A 20,657-nucleotide genomic window follows, 5' to 3' on the forward strand; every position below is an offset into this window, starting at 1 on the left:
TTTGAACAACAGATTTTCAATGAATGTGCTGTAGAACCGAAAAAGAAAGTACCTGGAACTTAAAAACAAAAGACCGTCTGTTTTTACAACATAACGGTCTTTTTTCATTTTATATTTTATCCGAAGACAAATACTAATCCTACACAATCTTAAAATCCAATTGCTTTTGAATTAAATTGGCTTTTACCACTTTGATCTGAACCTGGTCTCCCAACTGGTATTTATTTCCGTGTTTCATACCGTAAACAGCATGTGTTTTGGCATCATACATATAGGAATCATCTACAAGATCTCTTAATTTAATAAGACCTTCCGCACCGTTTTCAGGAATTTCTACCCAGAAACCAAATTCTGCAACCCCGGAAATCACTCCTGTGAAAGTTTCTCCAAGGTGTTTTTCCATGAATTTCACTTGCATAAACTTAATGGAATCTCTTTCTGCATCGGCAGCTAATCTCTCCATTGAACTGCAGTGTTTTGCTTTTTCTTCCAGCTCAGGTTTGTTTGGAGATTTTCCTCCATCCAGATAATGCTGAAGAAGACGGTGAGCGATCAAATCAGGATAACGACGGATAGGAGAGGTAAAGTGACTGTAATAATCAAAACCAAGGCCGTAGTGTCCGATAGGTTCTGTAGAATAAACTGCCTTGCTCATACTCCTCATCGCTAATGTTTCAATCATATTTTCTTCCCCTTTACCTTTTACATCGTGAAGTAATCTATTTAAAGATTCCGCCACTTTTTTGGTATTGGCAAGATCCATTTTATATCCGAAAGTGGAAACAAAGTCTCTTAAAGCCTCAAGCTTTGCAGGATCCGGGTCATCGTGCACTCTATAGATAAATGTATTATTTGTAATCTCTCCTTTTTTCGTAAGGGATACAAATTCCGACACTTTTTTATTAGCTAAAAGCATGAATTCTTCGATCAGGTGGTTAGAATCTTTACTTATTTTAAAGTAAACTCCGATCGGTTCATTATTCTCATCAAGATTGAATCTTACTTCACTTCTATCAAATGTAATAGCACCTTTTCTGATACGTTCGCTACGCAAAATCTTGGCTAACCGGTCAAGCGTGTTGATTTCATCAACCAGATCTCCTTGTCCTGTTTCGATACGTTCCTGAGCTTCTTCATACGTAAATCTTCTGTCTGAATGAATTACTGTTCTTCCAAACCATTGTTTCTGAATTTCTGCCTGATCATTCAATTCGAAAACTGCAGAGAATGTATATTTATCTTCATTTGGACGAAGGGAGCAAACATCATTACTCAACACTTCCGGCAACATTGGAACTACTCTGTCTACCAAATATACCGAAGTAGCTCTCTTATAAGCTTCATCATCAAGCATCGTTCCCGGAACTACGTAATGAGATACATCGGCAATATGAACGCCAATCTCCCAGTTTCCATTTTCCAGCTTTTGAATTGATAAGGCATCATCAAAATCCTTAGCATCTTTAGGGTCAATAGTAAATGTACAGATACTACGCATATCCCGACGTTTTGCTACTTCTTCATCAGTGATGCTTCGGTCAATTTTATCTGCATCTAATTCAACTTCTTTCGGAAATTCATAAGGAAGTCCATATTCCGCCAGAATAGAGTGGATTTCTGTTTCATGTTCTCCCGGAGCACCCAGTACTTGGGTAATTTCGCCCTGAGGATTTTTATCACCTGGTCTCCATTCCGTCATTTTGACAATTACCTTGTCGCCATCTTCGGCATCACTGAATTTTCCTCTGGGAATAAAAATATCTGTATTGATTGATTTCTTATCACAAACAACAAAGCCGAAATCTTTGTGAGCAACCTTCTGAAAAGTACCTACAAATTCTGTTCTGGTTCTTTCTAAAACTTCGAGAACTGAACCTTCCAGCTTCTTACCTTTATAATGATAAGTTATAATAAGAACCTTATCACCCTGTAAGGCATCTTTCACATTTTTTGCATGAATGAAGACATCATCTTCCAATCCTTCGACACTTACATAGGCATTACCACTTTGATTGAAATCGATAATTCCCGTAAGTGTTCCGGCAATTTTCAAATTCACAATATATTTGCCTTTTTCTACTTCCTGGATCTTTTCAGAACCTTGAAGTTTATGTAGAGCCTGAATGACTAATTCTCGTTGTCTCGGGTTCTTATAATCGATCCCTTCAGCGATCTGTTTATAGTTATAAATTTTGGATGCATTTGCATTCATAAATCGGAGAATAAGTCTTCCGATTTCCATTAGTTTTAAATCATTTTTATGACTTATATATTTTCTTTTTTTTGGCATTTTAATTTTTTTAATTTGTTTTGGGTTCCATCAAAATAAACCCATCTTAAAATTTCTCTCTATATAATAATATAAAGGTAATTCAATTTTTGTTATTTAATTTGTTACAGTAAAAACATCAGCAATTCCATTTCAGTTTACTTATAACGGGAGCTTTAGTTCTGTATAAATTTACTACAAATATGGAGAAGAAAAGAGAAAAACCTTCTATTAAAATATCTCTTAATATGGAGAAGGATTGTAGAGAAAAATAGAATGTAATTTCTATTGGACAATGCAAATGTACGAATAAAAAATAAATAAGGCTTGTAATACGATTTACAAGCCTTAGTATATTTAGCAAACTGCAATTTTATCAACTCTGTTCTGGTGTCTTCCACCTTCGAAATCTGTTGAAAGAAATTTGTCTACAATTTCAAGAGCCAATTCTTTTGATATAAACCTTGCCGGCATAGAAATCATATTGGCATCATTATGTTGTCTCGCCAGTGTTGCAATCTCCGGCATCCAGCAAAGTGCGCATCTTATCTTCTGATGTTTGTTGGCAGTGATCTGAACTCCGTTTCCGCTTCCACAGATCAGAATTCCCAACTCATTTTCCCCATTTTCAACAGAGGTTGCTGCAGGGTGTACAAAGTCCGGATAATCCACACTGTTTGTGGAAAACGTTCCAAAATCCTGTACTTCAAATCGTTCTGAAAGATAGTTCTTAACAATCTCTTTATATTCATAGCCTGCATGGTCTGCTGCAATAGCAATTTTTCTTTTCATAATACTTGTATTAAGTCTTTTTAGATTTTATTTCATTACAAAGGTAAGGATAATAACAATTCGTGTTAGTAAACCGGGGATTAATTGTTAAAAGGTATGTTAATAAGTGTGGAAAACTTTTATCAACTTTCTATTTTTAAAGATCAATTTATTTCGTAATGGAAAACTCTTCCGGAAATTTTGACCACAACTTTCCAGATGTTTTCTTCAGCTATCCCCAGGCTTTTCCATAAAAAAATAACTAAGAATTGGTATTTCTCAAAGTTATCAACAATTGTGAATAAGTGTGTGAAATAGCCTATTTACAGCCTTTTACATTGTGAGTTAAATATGAATTGAGTAGGAGTTGAGTATTATAAACTTTAAGCCTAAAACTTATCCCCGATACTAACAATACATAACAACAACAACGTTATTCTTTTTTTTAAAGAGAAAGAATTTGTTGATTAATGGGTGATTGGGTTCGGGGAAAGTTTTTGAAAACTTTTATTTTAATCAATCTGTTGAAAAAGTTTAAAACCTTACATTTGTGAAACGAAAATTCAAATCAAATTGATGAAATTGCCCCAGACAAAATATGCCGAAAGGCAAACCATTTTAACCAGGGCGATTGCATTCGATCTCAAGAAATAAAATAAATCTACATATGAAAACAATCAATGATTTCAATTTTAAAGACAAGAAGGCTCTGGTAAGAGTGGACTTTAATGTTCCGCAGGATGATCAACTCAACGTATCTGATAACACAAGAATCGTAGCGGTGAAACCTACGGTTGAGAAAATTCTTAATGATGGCGGTTCTGTCATTTTAATGACACACCTTGGAAGACCGAAAGGAGAAGTGAAAGATGAGTTCTCTTTGAAACATATCGTTGGTGAAGTTTCTGCTGTTCTTGGAAAAGAAGTGAAATTTGTTGATGAATGTATAGGAGAGAAGGCTGAAAAAGCTGCAGCTGAATTGAAGCCGGGTGAGATCCTATTATTGGAAAATGTACGTTTTCATAATGAAGAAGAAAAAGGCGATGAAGGATTTGCTGAGCAACTTTCGAAATTGGGAGATGCTTTTGTAAATGATGCATTTGGTACTGCGCACAGAGCTCATGCTTCTACAGCTGTTATTGCCAAGTTCTTTCCATCAACTAAGTTTTTCGGTTTATTAATGAATAAGGAACTACAGGCGATTGATAAAGTATTAAAAAGTGGTGAGAGACCTATTACAGCCATTTTGGGTGGTTCGAAAGTTTCAACTAAAATTACCATTATAGAAAATATCCTTCCTGCGATAGACAATTTAATCATTGGCGGAGGTATGGCTTTTACCTTTATTAAAGCTCTTGGTGGAAAAATTGGTAACTCTTTAGTAGAGGAGGATAAACTTCCTTTGGCCCTTGAGATTTTAGGAAAAGCAAAAGAACATAAAGTAAAAGTATATCTTCCTTCAGACGCTATTATTGCTGAAAGTTTTAGTAATGATGTTGAAAGAAAAGAGACTGATATCTATGCAATTCCTGAAGGTTGGATGGGATTGGATGCAGGTCATAAATCCAGAGATCAGTTTAATGATGTGCTATTGAACTCAAGGACAATACTTTGGAACGGTCCGATCGGTGTTTTTGAAATGTCAAATTTTGCTGGTGGAACTGTTGCATTGGGTGAGAGTATAGCTGAAGCAACAAGATTGGGAGCTTTCTCGTTAGTAGGAGGTGGTGACAGTGTTGCTTTCGTTAAACAATTCGGATATGCTGATCAGGTGAGTTATGTTTCTACAGGTGGAGGAGCAATGCTTGAAAGTCTGGAAGGTCTTGAGCTTCCTGGAGTAGCTGCTATCAATAATTAATATTATTTTTTCAGATATAAAACCTGCTAATTTTATTAGCAGGTTTTTTTATTTTTTGATGTTTTTTTCCTATAATTTAATTGTATTTTGTGCTTTAGAAAAGTGCTAAATAGGGCGTAAATATTGGGATTTTCACAGATCTGAACTGAGATTTTCATGTGTATTCATATTGTATTATACATACATATTTTGATTATTTCTTATGATTATTATAATGGATGTTTTAATTTTGAGAACATTAATACCTTAAGGTTTGGTTTCATTGTTTAAGGATATGTTAATATTGGCGCTTTTACTTGGTAAACGTTTTAGATATTTTTACCACGATTTGTTATGGATTTTCTTTATTTTTGAAGAATTGATGCTAGTATAATAAGCAACCGTAAATACTTAGTTATAATTATAAGTTATAACTATAATGGTTGGATTTTTAGCTTTAATCGGGAAATTGTTGTTTATATTTGGTAGCCAATCTTCAATTTTTTCAACGGTGCAAAGCAGGAATTAGTGATATAAAAAAATTTAAATTCAGCTTTGTTCGTTTTTCTTGAATGAATAAATTCCAAATTTTCACATTAGTTTTTCATATGTATTTTCTCAATTCTTTGAAGGTGCATTGAAGAGTTATTGAAAATTGAAATGATGTTATTTTTTTATTTAGAATTTGTGAGCTGATATAAGTATACTATTTCTTAGTAGAATTTTAGATTTTTAATCTTACTTAGTAATCAACTAAATTTTTTTTAAAAGCTCCTAAGTTTGGAAAAATACTATTCTTTGATTTAATGTTATAAGAATTTTGTTTTAACGAAGTTTCGTTTTTTTTTGCGAATGCATAGAGTAGGGAAGCAAATGATTATTATTTTTTTTTATGGTAAAAAAGTAACCTTCAGAACTGGTGTTTTTACGTAATAATTTAATTCTTACCTATTAAATCCTATAATTTTTGATTTGAGGGATAATAAGGGTGTTTCTGTATGAATTATTTTCGTTTTCTATTTTTTTTACTTTTAAAGCTTTCTTGTGGCTTTGTGTAATTTTTCCATCGGGTGCTTACTATATTTTATGGTAAACTTTGATATGTGGTTTAACGCTGTTGATAATTTTTTTTTAATGATATCAAATTAAGGGGTAGGGGAGTTCTTTAAAATATAAGTCTTTGATTTTATGTATTAAATTTTTTCTTTTTTAAGATCTTCATTTTTTATCCATCGTTTGATTATAGTTCCAAATAAAAAAACTCAGGAGATTTTCCTGAGTTTCTATATTTTTTGATTCAAAAGGCTGAAATTTGACCTTCATAAATGGCTTAAAAATCGATTTTCTATCTTTTTTCGATAATATATATCAAACTTGAAAATTCGGACGAAAAAATGCCCTTTATATTAGAAATTGTTCCGTAAATGGTTGCTTTCAGCCAAAAAAGAGGTGATTTTTTATATTTTTCGCTTAACATAGAGATGTAATAAGAGTCAAGGACCAATGGTTTGATTTTTCTCATTTTCCAATTTGGATTTTTAGAAATTAGATTTTCCATTCCATTTTTTGAAAAATGATAAATATGTCTTGGTACATCATAAGCCGCCCAATATTCTTTATAATGTTGAGCATCATAAGAGGTGGGGTTAGGAACAGCTATAATAAGTAATCCTTTATCTTTTAATTTTTCATGAAAGAGGTTGAGCATTTCATCCTGGTTTTCTATATGCTCAAATACATGCCATAAAGTAATAGCGTCTAAACTTGTATTTTCGATTTTTTGGATATTATCCAAAATTTCTGCTTTGCTTATTTTACTTTGTGCTGCTGTACGAGCGTCAGAATCCGGTTCAAATCCGAAAGTTTCAAAATCATTTTCTATATATTTTACAAATTCTCCGGCACCACATCCATAATCCAAAACACGGGATCCTTTTTTTATACGATCCAGCAGAATATTTTTCTTATACTGCAGATTAAAGGATTGAAGGAATTTATATAATTTTTCTTTTATGCTTCCGGAATCCTGATGATGGGAAATGTAATCTTCACTTTCATAATATTTGGAAATATTGGATGGAATAGGGGAGGTTTTGAATACTCCTTTAGTTTCTGTTTCTTTGATTTCAAATATTTCCTGTGAAAGAAAATGATCTTTTATTTTCATTGAAGTCGTGATCTTTTATATTAAAAAATTAAGATATTCAGAAGCTGCTTGTAAGCTTATAAATACCTTAATTTTTATTTTAAATTTATATATGTTTCACGTGAAACATTTTTATTTTTAACGTCCCAAATACACTAGTAAAACGTTTATATCAGCTGGTGATACACCGCTTATTCTTCCTGCCTGTGCAATAGTTTTCGGACGAACGTTGGACATTTTCTGTTTTGCTTCTGCAGAAAGGCTGGAAAGGTTAGTATAATCAAAGTCTTCGGGAATTTTAATGTTCTCCAGACGGTTTAATTTGGCTACATTTTCTTTTTCTTTCTCAATATACCCCTTGTATTTGATATTGATTTCTGCTTGTTCTCTTACTTCATCGTTATATTTTGATGAAATTTCTTTGATGAAATCAATATTATCCAACTTTTCCAACGTCATATTAGGTCTGGTAAGGATCTGAGCTGCTCTGTAAGCCTGATCTACCGGGTTACTTTCAATAGATTCCAGAATTGGATTGATAACACCTGGTTTTAAAGAAGTTTCTCGTAAAAACTCTTCAAGTGATTGACTATCAGATATTTTGGATTCTACTTTTCTTAATCTCTCCTCTTTTGCCAGTCCTAATTGATACGCTTTTTCTGTTAATCTGATATCGGCATTGTCCTGTCTTAATAAAAGTCTGTATTCTGCACGTGAAGTAAACATTCTGTAAGGTTCTTCAGTACCTTTTGTAATAAGGTCATCAATTAAAACTCCAATATAGGCTTCATCTCTGTTTAAGATAAAATCCCCTTTTTCATGAACTTTATTATGAGCATTGATTCCTGCAATTAATCCCTGACCAGCTGCTTCTTCATATCCGGTTGTTCCATTGATCTGTCCTGCGAAATATAAATTGTCAATCAATTTTGTTTCCAGGGTGTGCTTCAATTGGGTAGGAGGGAAGTAGTCGTACTCGATAGCATAACCCGGTCTGAAAACTTTTACATTTTCAAATCCTGGAATATGTTTCATTGCTTTGATCTGTACATCTTCAGGAAGAGAAGAGCTGAATCCGTTTACATAGATCTCCACAGTTTTCCATCCTTCCGGTTCTACGAAAAGTTGATGCCTGTTTCTCTCTGCAAAACGATTAATTTTATCTTCAATACTTGGACAATATCTAGGTCCTAAACTTTGAATAGTTCCATTAAACATTGGGCTCCTATCAAAGCCTTCTCTTAAAATATCATGTACTGTTTCGTTTGTGTAAACGATATGACAGCTTAATTGTTTGGTTAATTTTGGAGTATCCAGATAACTGAACTTTTGAGGATTTTCATCTCCTTTTTGTTCTTCCATTTTAGAATAATCCAAACTTCTTCCGTCCACTCTCGGTGGAGTACCGGTTTTCATTCTTCCGGCTTCGAAGCCTAAATTTACCAATTGTTCGGTAATTCCGAATGCTCTTGGTTCACCCATTCTTCCTCCGCCTAATTGTTTGTCTCCAACATGGATTAGTCCGTTAAGAAAAGTTCCGTTGGTAAGCACCACTGATTTTGCTTTGATCTCAATTCCTAAAGAAGTAACAACTCCAGTTACTTTATTATTTTCAACAATCAGTTGTTTCACCATATCCTGAAAGAAATCAAGATTGGGAGTATTCTCTAATGCCAATCGCCATTCTTCGGCAAAAAGCATTCTATCATTTTGGGTTCTTGGAGACCACATGGCAGGACCCTTTGAAAGATTCAGCATTTTGAATTGGATTGCAGATTTGTCTGCCACAATTCCGGAGTATCCTCCCATTGCATCAATCTCTCTTACGATTTGTCCTTTTGCGATTCCACCCATTGCCGGGTTGCAACTCATCTGTCCGATGGTCTGCATATTCATAGTAACAAGTAGGGTTTTTGAACCGAGGTTGGCTGCTGCTGCTGCTGCTTCACAACCTGCATGTCCGGCACCGACTACTATTACATCATATATTTCTGAAATCATTTTTCTATCTCGCTTATTAAGCTTTAAACCTTATCTTTATAATCAATGTTTCACGTGAAACATTTTTGGAGAATGCACTCTAAGTGATCTTGTATTATTGCTATATTTGAGCACTTTACATATCGGACTTTAAGTGATTGTTCAATTTAAATCCTTGAATCCCTATATTTGTCTAAGTACAAATCTTCCATTCTTCGCATCTCTTTTTCTTCCTCTTCCGTCTTATCTTTATACCCCGCCAGGTGTAGAATTCCATGGGCTAAAACCCTTCTTAATTCTTCCTCGTGATCTCTCGAAAGGGTAGAGGCGTTATCAGAAATGCGCTGCAAAGATACGAAAATCTCAGCGCTTATAGTTTTGCCTTTTACATAATCAAAAGTGATGATGTCGGTGTAATAATCATGCTGTAAATAATCCTGATTAATCTTTAAAAGATATTCATCATCGCAGAAAATATAATTGATTTCGCCTAGCTTTTTTCCTTCTGAAAGAATAAGATCTTCCAGCCATTTTTTGTAATCTGTATTTACCGACTCCGGTAAATTTTCGTAAAAGAACTGTATCATTTTTTTAAAACCAGTGCCCTAATATCACACTGAATATACCTTTTTGATTGTTTTTAAGTGAGTGGCTAAAGTTTACTTTAATTTGCCCGAAAGGAGATTTATACCCTGCGGTAATCCCTAATGAGCTATAATTTACTTTAACGGCATCCTCGAATTTTATATCATTGGAAAGGTTGGCAAAGCTAAAGTTTCCGCTGACAAAATAGTTTTTGTTAAACCTGAACTGGATATCATTCGAGGCAATAATCACATTATTAGTGTTCAGCTGGGCAAAATAAAATCCACCAAAGCTTCTGAAATTAATAATATTCTGCTCAAATATTCCACCCAGTCTGTACTGGTAGTATTGGGGGAGATGTTCCCCTAATGTTATTCCACCAAATAAATTAAGACGATAAGTAAATTGTTTCCAGAGAGGAATATTTATCCTCAGATCGGCCTTTATCTGGACGATCCTTTTATCTACCTCGGATTTCAGAAGATCAATGACCTTTCCTTCCGCGGAAAAGTAAACTCCTTTTGTTGGAAATTCTTTATCATCCTGTGTATCGCTTTTTAAGAATATATATGGATTTAGAAAACGTCCGTATCGCTTATTATCACCGTTAATTTCGGCTCTGAAATAGTCGTGGCTTATTCCACCTCCAATAGCGAATTTATCCTTCCAAATAGACTGTATATAGGCCTCGTTTCTGGTCCAGGCCCATTTATCCATGACATTATTATCCGCATTTTTCAAGTCGAAACTCATACCGGAAGAGTAAATACCGAATCCCGGAATATATCCGTTGTCAATAAAGTAATTCAGATAATATCTGAGTCTGTCTCCTACAATGACATCTACTGAAAGATTGGAGTTTTTAAATAAAAGTCTTTTCGCTGAATAATTCAACAAAAGACCTGTTTTGAAAACTTCGTCATAATGTAATCCGAATTTTAAAAAATGGCGCGCATCGTCTTCTGTGACATACAGCTTTAAGTAGTTGGCGTTATTTTCCTGAACAATATCATAGTTAATGAATTTATAGTTATTGGTAGCAACCAATTTATCAATCATTTTGTTGACATTGCCGTAGGTTTGAAGAGAGGGGAGACGTAATCCCATTTTCCCTAAAACATAGTTTTTACCGTAGATTTTGCTTCCTTCAATGGATATACTGTCAATCTTATATACATTGGAGTATATTGGGTTTATTTGCTGTCTTAGACGGTCAAAGGGACGTTTAGGAAGCTCATCCAGTATTTTCGTGTATTTTAAGCCTTCTGCATACCCGCTATCGAGGATTTTTTTCTTATCATCATAACTGGTTGCAGACATTCCTTTAAGGTCAGGCTTAATGTTAATATCTGTGTATCTGTACTGTTTTTTTGTATCTCTTTTTATTCCGAAATCGATCACCTGGTTCAGGATGGATATAATATTGTTTAAATCTTCTCTTTTGGACAGATCCTGGTTCAGGTCAACACCGATGACGATATCAATTCCCTTGTCTTTTAAAGGCTTTGAAGGATAATTTACCGTCATAGCACCATCAATATAAATACTGTCTCCGATTTTAACGGGATCCATTAAAGATGGAAACGCTGAGCTGGCCATGATGGATTGTACAAGATCTCCTTTTTCAAATATCTGCATATTTCCACTTTCAAGATTGGTGGCAACACATAAAAAAGGAATGGGCATTTTAGAAAAATCATCAATATTTGAGACATTTTTAAAAAGCTCTTTTAGCAAATAGACATTTCGTTGCCCTGTACTGATGGAAGAGGGAAGTGTAATTTTTCCGTTTTTCAAAGGAATAGATAACAGATATTTATCTACAGATTTATTGAAAAAACTGGCTTCCTGCCTGGATTTTGGATCCATAATCAGAGAATAGAAATCTGTATCCATTACAATTTTTTCTATTTCTTTCCCTGAATAGCCGGAAGCGTAAAGTCCTCCAACAATGGCTCCCATACTGGTTCCGGCAATATAATCTACTTTTACTCCTAGCGAATCTAATACTTTAAGTACTCCAACATGTGAAAAGCCTTTGGCACCACCACCTGCAAGTGATAATCCTATTTTGGGATTTTTCGGAATCACTAAGTTCTTTTTTACCTGAGAATGGATCAAAAGGAGCTGGAATACGAAAAGAAGAATCAGGAGTTTTCTCATAGTTAATCTTTTATATAAATCCGTTTCACCCGAGGTGAAATGGAGGTTAATACTTCATAGGTTATAGTTTTGCAGTAGCCTGCGAATTCTTTTAAGCTTGGTTTGGCATTGAAAACAGTTACAGTATCTCCGTCTTTTACATTCGGAATATTGTCAACATTAATCATCATCATATCCATGCAGATATTTCCAACGATAGGAGCTAACGTTTTATTAACGCCTAAACTTCCTACCTGATTTCCGATTAATCTCGGGATTCCGTCTGCATAGCCAACAGGAATGGTAGCAATCTTTGTCAGATGATCTGCTTTATATTTTCTGCTGTAGCCTACCGATTCTCCGTTTTCAACCATTGAAATTTGTGAAATTACAGTTTTAAAGCTAACTACAGACTGCAGTTGATTTTGTATCTTCTCGTCCGGTGATTCTCCCAACATTCCTATTCCTATTCTCACCATATCATACTGATGATCAGAATAGCTAGTAATTCCAGAAGAATTCAAAATATGACGAAGTGGAGCGTAACCAATTTTTTCTATTAAATAACTTGAATTTTTTTCGAAAATCTCAAACTGCTTTAAAGTAAACTCTTTTTCTTCGGGCATATCTGAAGATGACAAGTGGCTGAACATACTCTGTATTTTCAGATTTTTCTCACTTAAAGTTTCACTAAGCTGATCCAATTCAAAATCTTTAAAACCAAGACGGTGCATTCCTGTTTCCAGTTTGATATGAATCGGATATTTTTTATCGTATCCGGATTTCTGTACCGCTTCATAAAATAGTTCGAGCACTCTGAAACTGTAAATTTCTGGCTCCAGGTTGTATTCAATAATAGTGTGGTAGCTGTGTTGCTCAGGATTCATCACTATAATAGGAGTGGTGATTCCTTTTTTACGAAGCTCCACACCTTCGTCTACATATGCTACACCAAGATAATCGATGTGATGATACTGAAGAAATTCAGATATTTCGTAGCTGCCCAATCCGTAAGCGTTGGCTTTTACCATGGCCATCATTTTTGTTCCGGGCTTCAGCAGTGATTTGTGATAATTGATATTATGAAGAATAGCATTCAGATTTACTTCCAGTACGGTATCGTGTTTTCTGAGTTCAAGGATATCTTTAAGTTTTTCAATCTCAAATTTTCTTGCTCCTTTCAGTAAAATAATCTGGTTTTCTATTTCAGTAAGGTGTTTGCTTTCAATCAACTCTTTGGTATCAATGAAAGTAAATGTTTTACTTTTAAATAATTCACTAAACTTTGAAATTTCATCGCCGATCAGGAAGACGGAATCAAAATGTTGCTCGTTCACCAATTCAGAAACCTCTTCATACAGTTCTTTGGAATTCGCATTCACTCCTACTATATCTGTTAAGACCAAAGATTTCTTTTGTTTATTGTATTCATTCAAAAATTGAAGGGCAGTCTTTAAAGAATCGAGATCCAGGTTAAAAGAATCGTTGATGATAATATTCCCTTTATTTCCTTCGATCGCTTCAAGCCTCATTTCAACGGCTTTTAAAAGGTTGATTTTTTCAACGATCTTTTTATTTTCGATATGTAACTCCTTAAGGACTGTGATAAGCGCCATAGCGTTGGTTAATGTCGCTTCGTCTCTTTGATGAGCAGGAAAACTGATTTCTTCACCAAAATATTCAACAATGATGTTTTCATCTTTGGAAATATTGTTTTTGATGAAGACATTATTTTCTTTTTTAAAACCGTAAGAAATTAATTTTTTATCAGCATATGAATTTTTAATTTTTTCATCAACCAAAGGATGGTCACCATTATAAATGATCACCTGCGAATCTTTGAAAAGTTTAATCTTTTCATCAATCAACTGTTCTTCGGAAGAAAAATTGGCTGCATGGGCAGTTCCGATATGGGTAAGCAATCCGATCTGAGGATGGAAAATATGTTTAAGCTTTTCCATTTCGTTCGGATGAGATATTCCTACTTCAAAAATTCCTAGTTGATGAGAACTGTTGATTTGAAGAAGAGAAAGGGGAAGGCCAATCTGAGAATTAAAACTCTTGGGACTTTTTACAGTAGCAAATTCATTCCATAAACATTGGTATAACCATTCTTTTAAAATAGTTTTCCCGTTGCTTCCTGTGATTCCGATCGATTGTAGATGAGAATTTTCAAAATGATATTTTGCTAATTTTTGAAGAAAATCTATAGAATTTTCAACAATGATCCACGTGATATTTTCAAACTGTGGATATTGACGTTCAGAAATAATGATATTAATTCCCCGGTCAATTGCAGATTCAATATATTTTTCACCCGAATTTTTCGGGGTATTAATCGCAATAAAAGCAGTGTTTTTTATCGAATAAATAATCCTGCTGTCATATGCGATATTTTTAATCATTAAACTTTTGTCTCCAATAACCTGACTATTGGTGATTTCTGCAATGTGTTGTACTGTATAGTTCATTGGTGCCCTTTCTGCTTTATTTTAATAGCAAATTTGCTAATCAGTTTTTATGAATATTTTATTTTCTCTTTAAAAGTACTTCATCAATAAATACGCGGCGGCTTACTGCTTCATAACTCTCGGTTTCTCCCAGTTCTACGAGATTATCTCCTTGTGAAGTTCTCATGGAATAATTGGCAAGATTACCAGTTCTCTTACAAATAGCATGCACTTTTGTTACATATTCTGCCGTAGCCATTAAGTTGGGCATCGGCCCGAACGGACGTCCCAGAAAATCCATATCCAATCCGGCTATAACCACTCTTATTCCACTATTGGCAAGTTGGTTGGCAACATCTACAATACTTTCATCAAAAAACTGGGCTTCATCAATGGCTACTACATCACAATTGGAAGCCAACAGCAGAATTTCATTAGGATTTTCTACTGCGGTACTACGAATTTTATTCTGATTATGAGAAACTACATCCTCTTCAGAATACCGGATATCCAGTTTCGGTTTAAAAATTTCTACATTCTGTCCCGCCATTTCTGCTCTTCGCAATCTTCTGATCAATTCTTCAGTTTTACCAGAAAACATAGAGCCACAGATCACTTCCATCCAACCGCTTTGTTTGGAATGATTAATTGTATTTTCTAAAAACATTTGTTAAATTAGCCGTATATTTTTAACATCAAAAGTAAGCAATTTTAATAAGAATCTTATTATGCAAAATATCCAAGATTTAAAGGAAAAGATTTTTTTTGAGTCCATGAATATCATTGATAATCTGGATAAAATAAATAACGTAGACGAATTACTTTCCAAGCAAGATCTTGTAGATGAGCTTGCTAACAGGATTTCTTTTTTGAAACTACTGGAAAAGAATATTGAATATTTCGTGGCTGATGATCATCTTCAGCATTCGGAAAATAAGCACGTTTCTTTTGCCTCGGGAGAACAGGATCATCATCATGACCATCACAACGAAGTAACAGAAGAAGAGGCTATTTTTAATAACGAGCTAAATGAAATTGACGAGCATGAAAATGATCATTTCCTTCATGAAAGCAATGAGGAAGAAGCCGTATTCAATAACCAGCTGAATGAGATTGTTGAAAATGAATTCCATGAGAATATCGTAAGTTTTGCAGCAGAAAACTATGAAGGGAAGCCGGCTGAAAATAGTGAGGAAACCCTTCCTGATCCTACAGCAGAGGATGATGATGTTTTCAATAGCCAGTTGAATGATATCGAAAATGAATCTTCAGAAACAGAGCCATACGGAGCTGTTATGAGTTTTGTGGATGAAGAAAAAATTCTTTCAGATGCTCACCCGGATTCAGATGAAGATATCAATGAAGAGATGTTTACTGATGACGTGACAGAAGAGGAGGCGATATTTAATAATCAACTGAATGAAATTGATCAGGATGAGAACATTTCTGAGCCTGAATCAAAAAACGATGCAGATCATGCCGAAATAACTCAAATCAGAGAAAATACAGTAAAGGAAACGATTCCAAGTATTTTTGATACGGAAACCCTTGATGATGAAATGCTGATTGAAGAAAGTGAAGAACAATTCAGTCCATCAAATTCCTCCATAGAACAAGGAGAATTGGTTACTGAAACTTCCAATGTAGATAATATCCTGAGTGAGATTAAAAACGATCATTCAGAGGAAGAGAAAAAGGAAAATATACTTGCAGAAGTATATGACAGGAGAAAAATTGTTGAGATAGACAAACCTGTTCCCGAAGAAACAGAAATACATCCTTCTGATGAAAGTTTTGAAAATCTGGACGAATATCATCAGGAGAAAAAAATAAAATTATCCAATATCAAAGGACTGAAAGCAGTGCAGTCACTTTTTGACGATGATCCTCTGGAAAGAGAAACTCCAAAGGAAATCGAAAATCCAGCTGTAAAAGAAGATACGGGAAGTATTCTTAAATCTAATATTCCAACCAATTTTATGGAAGCCGAAAAGCAAAAACCGGAATTTAAATTAGATTTGAATGACAGAATTGCTTTCTCAAAAATGTTATTTGAAGGAAGTCAGACTGATCTTAATGATGCCATAGCGCAGCTGAACCATTTCAGAACATTGGAAGAAGCTAAAGAATACCTGAGCGATCTTTATTACGACAGAAAGTGGAGTAAGGTGGACGAATATGCACAGAGACTTTGGATATTGGTGGAAAATAAATTCTTATAATTTTGAGCGGAATCTTATATTTTGTTCCCACACCAGTCGGGAACCTTGAAGATATGACTTTCAGGGCGGTGAATGTCCTTAAAGAAGTTGACTATATTTTATGCGAAGACACCAGGACTTCAGGAATACTTTTAAAGCATTTCGAAATCTCCAAGCCTTTAAAATCGTATCATTTACACAACGAGCATCAGGCTACGGAAAAAGTGATTACAGACCTTAAAAACGGTCAGAATATCGCTATTATCACAGATGCCGGAACACCCGGTATTTCAGATCCGGGTTATCTGCTGGCAAAAGCCGGTGCAGATAATAATATTCAGATGATCTGCCTTCCGGGAGCAACAGCATTGATTCCTGCATTGGTAGTCTCAGGTCTGCCGAATAATGAATTTTTATTTGCAGGTTTTTTACCTCAGAAAAAAGGAAGACAGACAAAACTGAAGCAGCTTGCCGAAGAAAAGAAGACTATTGTTTTATATGAAAGTCCCCATAAAATCAATACAACTCTCGAGCAGATTAAAGAATTCTTTGGAGAAGAAACAAAAGTAAGTTTAAGTCGCGAGATTTCTAAGAAGTTTGAAGAAACAAAACGTGGAACAATCAATGAACTAATTGAATTTTCCAAGTCGAAAACTTTAAAAGGAGAGATCGTTCTTATTGTCAACAATTCTATCTGATTTCATTGAAAAAATTACTTTTCGTATTATGTTCTGCAGTTTGTACGGCACAAACTAACCAGTACATGAAGGTTATCCTATCCAAAAAAACCGGACAGGAAGTAAACTCCTATGCTGAAGGATATGGAACTGTTTATGATCCTGCTTCAAAAAAGCAGGGTATTGTAGACTCTTTGGGTACTATTACTTTTGAATCCCCTTACAAAGGCAGCATTTTACATATTTTTAAAAACAGATTTATCCTATATTCGGATGAAGCCAATACCAGAAGAAAATCTGCCGTTATTGATGAAAAAGGGAATGAATTGATTCCCTTTGATGATCATGATTTTAATACTCCCTGGTGGAGTAAGGAGAGAATTATTTCTTCCAAACAGGCAAAAGAAGCGGTGTATGATTATAATGGGAAAGAAATTATCCCATATTCAGACAGAATCCGCTTTTCGGGAAAGAATCGTTTTTTTGTTTTAAGAGATAAAAAATGGTTTCTCTATGATTTGAATGGTAAGCAGATCAGTGAAAGAGGATTTAAAGATGATTACACCTTTAACGATGGCAAAGCATTGATTGTTAACGACGATAATCAAAGCGAAATCATTGATAATAATGGGAAAACCCTGCATGTCTTTTCAAAACAAATCTCAGATATCAATGCCTATCCATTTTTAATCACCAGAAATAAAACTACCGGTAAATACGGCCTGATCGATGTCGATGAAAATATATTGGCTGAAGAACTTTTCAATGATATCACCCCTGAATATTTTGGTAAAAGAGAATTTATTTATCTTAGAAAAGGCGGTAAAACCACAGTTTTTGCAAAAAAAGATAAAAAACTTTATCCAAATAGTTTTAAATATCTAGACCCTTTATCAGACAATCTTTTCAGCGCTTACACGGATAAATCTGATAAATTCGGAATTGTTGATCTGCAGGGAAATATAATTCTTCCTCAGGAATTTGATTTTATTAAGAGTTTTACCATTTCCGGAAAGGATTTTATTTACCTTAAAAAAGGAAGAGAGGAAAAACTTTTAGATAAGGAACTTAAAAATACAATAATTGACGGAGCGCAGATTATGGGCTTTTATCCTCAAAATGTAATCATCAGAAGAGCGGAGAAATACTTTAAATTTTCGGTAACGAATCAATCAATAACGGAGCTGAAGGATATCAACCTGATAAAAAACCAGGATATGAACTACTTTAATCTCCTTAATCAATATTCAAAACCTCTTGTTTGTAAAAATAATGCCAATTTTTATGGTATTTTGGATGGAAAGGGTACGGAAATTGTTCCGTTCGAATACGAAGATATTATAGCGTTTGAGAATGCTGAGAATGAGGTTGTAGTAAAAAAGGAAGGGAAATATGGAGTTTTAAACTTTCAAAATGAGCCATTAAAGGAGATTATCTATGATTCCTACCTTTGGCAAAAGGAAGCGTTAAGGCTGGATAAAAACAAAAAATCTGATTTTATTTATTTCTCAAGATTTAAAAATAATTCACTGTAATTGTAGTTAAATCATAAAAAACTATAAAAAAATCATGTATTTTATTGATTTAAATGTATTGAATAACAATTTATAATATCTTTGCAAACCGTTTAATTCCAGAAGAGAATTATAGATACTGAATGATTCAGCTCTCACAAGCTGAACAAGTTATAAGAAAATAATTGTTAAGAGATATGAAATTATTAGAAGGAAAAGTAGCACTAATTACCGGAGCTACAAGAGGAATCGGGAAGGGTATTGCTGAAATGTTTGCTCAACAGGGGGCAAAAGTAGCATTCACCTACGCAGGCTCTGTAGACAAAGCTAAAGAATTAGAAGCAGCTTTAAGTTCTGTAACCCAAATTAAAGGATATCAGTCTGACGCATCGGATTATGATGCAGCTCAAAAATTGGTGGATGAAGTAATGACGGAGTTCGGCCAGATTGATATTTTGGTAAACAATGCAGGGATTACAAAAGACAACCTGTTATTGAGAATGTCCAAAGAAGATTGGGATCAAGTAATCAAAGTAAATTTAGATTCGGTTTTTAACCTTACAAAAGCTGTGATCAAGCCAATGATGAAGGCAAGATCAGGATCTATTATCAATATGACTTCAGTAGTTGGAGTAAAAGGAAATGCAGGACAAGCCAATTATGCTGCATCCAAAGCAGGTGTTATCGGATTTACGAAATCTGTAGCACTGGAATTGGGTTCAAGAAACATCAGATGTAATGCAATTGCTCCGGGATTCATTGAAACAGAAATGACTGCTGTTTTAGATGAAAAGACAGTTCAGGGATGGAGAGAAGGAGTTCCTATGAAAAGAGGGGGACAGCCTGAAGACATTGCTAATGCATGCGTGTTCTTTGGAAGTGAAATGTCAGCGTATATTACCGGGCAGACATTAAACGTTGATGGAGGAATGCTGACTTAAAAATAAAAAAGAGGTTATACAATTTGTGTAACCTCTTTTTCCTATTTCAAAGGTTAAGTTTTTAAAAAACTAGTAAGTTTCATTATTGAAATCCTTAGCTAAAAATTTGATTTTCCTGTTCCTGAACCCTGATAAAAGTAGTTCTTTTGGAAAGTTCTTTAAGCTTGGATGCGCCTACATAGGTGCAGGTAGAACGTACTCCGCCCAGGATATCTTTCACCGTTTCCGAGACAGGTCCTTTGTAGGTTGCTTTTACTGTTTTTCCTTCAGAAGCACGGTATTCGGCAACTCCTCCGGAATGTTTATCCATCGCTGTTTTTGAACTCATCCCATAAAACAGACGGTATTTCTTACCATTTTCTTCAATCATTTCTCCGCCACTTTCATCATGACCGGCAAACATTCCGCCCAACATGACAAAGTCGGAACCGCCTCCAAAAGCTTTGGCAACATCTCCAGGTACCTTACAGCCACCGTCTGCAATAATATGACCTCCTAACCCATGTGCGGCATCAGAACATTCAATGATAGCAGAAAGCTGAGGATAGCCAACTCCTGTTTTTACCCTCGTTGTACAAACGGAACCCGGCCCGATACCTACTTTAATAATATCTGCACCTACCAAAAGAAGCTCTTCAACCATTTCTCCCGTAACTACATTTCCGGCTATGATAATTTTATCTGGAAAATTGGCCCTTGCCCGCTTCACAAAGTCAACGAAATGCTCCGAATAACCATTGGCAACGTCAATACAAAGAAATTCGATTTTTGGGTGCTTATCGAGGATCAATCTGATTTTTTCTTCATCTGCTTTACCCGTTCCGGTACTCAGGGCAATATATTGATGGATGCTCTCGGGCTGGCTCTGCAGAAACTGATGCCATTCATCCGGAGTATAGTGTTTATGGATGGCGGTAATAATTTTGTCTTTAGCCAGTTCTACAGCCATTTCAAAAGTTCCTACCGTATCCATATTAGCGGCAATAATGGGAACGCCTTTCCATTTTTTTCCTGTATGTTTAAAAGTGAATTCTCTCTCTAAATCTACTTCTGAACGGGATTTTAAAGTAGAACGTTTCGGGCGGAACATTACATCCTTAAAACCCAGTTTTATGTCATATTCTATACGCATCTTGTAATTTAT

The 20,657-nt window shown here is 34.8% G+C and carries 14 protein-coding genes; 5 read left to right on the plus strand and 9 right to left on the minus strand.

Annotation, left to right across the window (positions count from 1 at the left end; genetic code table 11):
• Window positions 1-139 precede the first annotated feature (139 nt).
• Window positions 140-2,290 (minus strand): ribonuclease R, encoded by a 2,151-nt coding sequence (gene rnr, locus EG342_RS05355; RefSeq protein WP_103288730.1) that lies wholly within the window; start codon window positions 2,288-2,290, stop codon window positions 140-142.
• A 336-nt stretch (window positions 2,291-2,626) separates the two neighbouring features.
• Window positions 2,627-3,061 carry a ribose 5-phosphate isomerase B gene (gene rpiB, locus EG342_RS05360; protein ID WP_034694035.1) on the minus strand — a complete coding sequence of 145 codons (435 nt, stop codon included), beginning with the start codon at window positions 3,059-3,061 and terminating at the stop codon, window positions 2,627-2,629.
• A gap of 646 nt (window positions 3,062-3,707) precedes the next feature.
• On the opposite strand from rpiB, the gene EG342_RS05365 reads away from it, so the two are divergent.
• The gene (locus EG342_RS05365) at window positions 3,708-4,898 is read left to right on the plus strand and encodes a phosphoglycerate kinase (protein ID WP_103288731.1); all 1,191 of its coding nucleotides are present in this window, start codon (window positions 3,708-3,710) and stop codon (window positions 4,896-4,898) included.
• A gap of 1,324 nt (window positions 4,899-6,222) precedes the next feature.
• Here the strand turns inward: EG342_RS05365 and EG342_RS05370 are convergent.
• From EG342_RS05370 to EG342_RS05395, 6 genes are all read right to left on the minus strand, one after another.
• Window positions 6,223-7,044, minus strand: a complete 822-nt coding sequence (locus EG342_RS05370; RefSeq protein ID WP_103288732.1) for a class I SAM-dependent methyltransferase — start codon at window positions 7,042-7,044, stop codon at window positions 6,223-6,225.
• A gap of 117 nt (window positions 7,045-7,161) precedes the next feature.
• Complete coding sequence (gene mnmG, locus EG342_RS05375; RefSeq protein WP_103288733.1) at window positions 7,162-9,024, minus strand: tRNA uridine-5-carboxymethylaminomethyl(34) synthesis enzyme MnmG; 1,863 nt, start codon at window positions 9,022-9,024, stop codon at window positions 7,162-7,164.
• 146 nt (window positions 9,025-9,170) lie between these two features.
• Window positions 9,171-9,590 carry an rRNA maturation RNase YbeY gene (gene ybeY, locus EG342_RS05380; RefSeq protein WP_103288734.1) on the minus strand — a complete coding sequence of 140 codons (420 nt, stop codon included), beginning with the start codon at window positions 9,588-9,590 and terminating at the stop codon, window positions 9,171-9,173.
• A 4-nt stretch (window positions 9,591-9,594) separates the two neighbouring features.
• The gene (locus tag EG342_RS05385; RefSeq protein ID WP_103288735.1) at window positions 9,595-11,751 is read right to left on the minus strand and encodes a patatin-like phospholipase family protein; all 2,157 of its coding nucleotides are present in this window, start codon (window positions 11,749-11,751) and stop codon (window positions 9,595-9,597) included.
• A gap of 2 nt (window positions 11,752-11,753) precedes the next feature.
• The gene (locus EG342_RS05390; protein WP_103288736.1) at window positions 11,754-14,201 is read right to left on the minus strand and encodes a bifunctional UDP-N-acetylmuramoyl-tripeptide:D-alanyl-D-alanine ligase/alanine racemase; all 2,448 of its coding nucleotides are present in this window, start codon (window positions 14,199-14,201) and stop codon (window positions 11,754-11,756) included.
• A gap of 58 nt (window positions 14,202-14,259) precedes the next feature.
• Window positions 14,260-14,847 carry a thymidine kinase gene (locus EG342_RS05395; RefSeq protein ID WP_103288737.1) on the minus strand — a complete coding sequence of 196 codons (588 nt, stop codon included), beginning with the start codon at window positions 14,845-14,847 and terminating at the stop codon, window positions 14,260-14,262.
• Between the two features lie 61 nt (window positions 14,848-14,908).
• Here EG342_RS05395 and EG342_RS05400 point away from each other — a divergent pair, with 61 nt between their 5' ends.
• The 4 genes from EG342_RS05400 (at window position 14,909) to fabG (ending at window position 19,513) form a co-directional block, all read left to right on the plus strand.
• On the plus strand, window positions 14,909-16,402 hold the full coding sequence (locus EG342_RS05400) for a hypothetical protein (protein ID WP_103288738.1): 1,494 nt from the start codon (window positions 14,909-14,911) through the stop codon (window positions 16,400-16,402).
• Window positions 16,403-16,404: 2 nt separating this feature from the next.
• A complete protein-coding gene (gene rsmI, locus EG342_RS05405; protein WP_103288739.1) occupies window positions 16,405-17,079 on the plus strand; it encodes a 16S rRNA (cytidine(1402)-2'-O)-methyltransferase in 675 nt (224 codons plus the stop codon).
• Window positions 17,080-17,144: 65 nt separating this feature from the next.
• Window positions 17,145-18,593 carry a WG repeat-containing protein gene (locus tag EG342_RS05410; RefSeq protein ID WP_103288740.1) on the plus strand — a complete coding sequence of 483 codons (1,449 nt, stop codon included), beginning with the start codon at window positions 17,145-17,147 and terminating at the stop codon, window positions 18,591-18,593.
• 176 nt (window positions 18,594-18,769) lie between these two features.
• Window positions 18,770-19,513 carry a 3-oxoacyl-[acyl-carrier-protein] reductase gene (gene fabG / locus EG342_RS05415; protein WP_103288741.1) on the plus strand — a complete coding sequence of 248 codons (744 nt, stop codon included), beginning with the start codon at window positions 18,770-18,772 and terminating at the stop codon, window positions 19,511-19,513.
• Between the two features lie 94 nt (window positions 19,514-19,607).
• Here the strand turns inward: fabG and EG342_RS05420 are convergent, their stop codons facing one another.
• Entirely contained in the window at window positions 19,608-20,645 is a 1,038-nt protein-coding gene (locus EG342_RS05420) for a GMP reductase (RefSeq protein ID WP_103288742.1), read from the minus strand.
• Between the last annotated feature and the right edge of the window lie 12 nt (window positions 20,646-20,657).

The sequence above is a fragment of the Chryseobacterium lactis genome, from assembly GCF_003815875.1.
GTDB lineage: Bacteria > Bacteroidota > Bacteroidia > Flavobacteriales > Weeksellaceae > Chryseobacterium > Chryseobacterium lactis.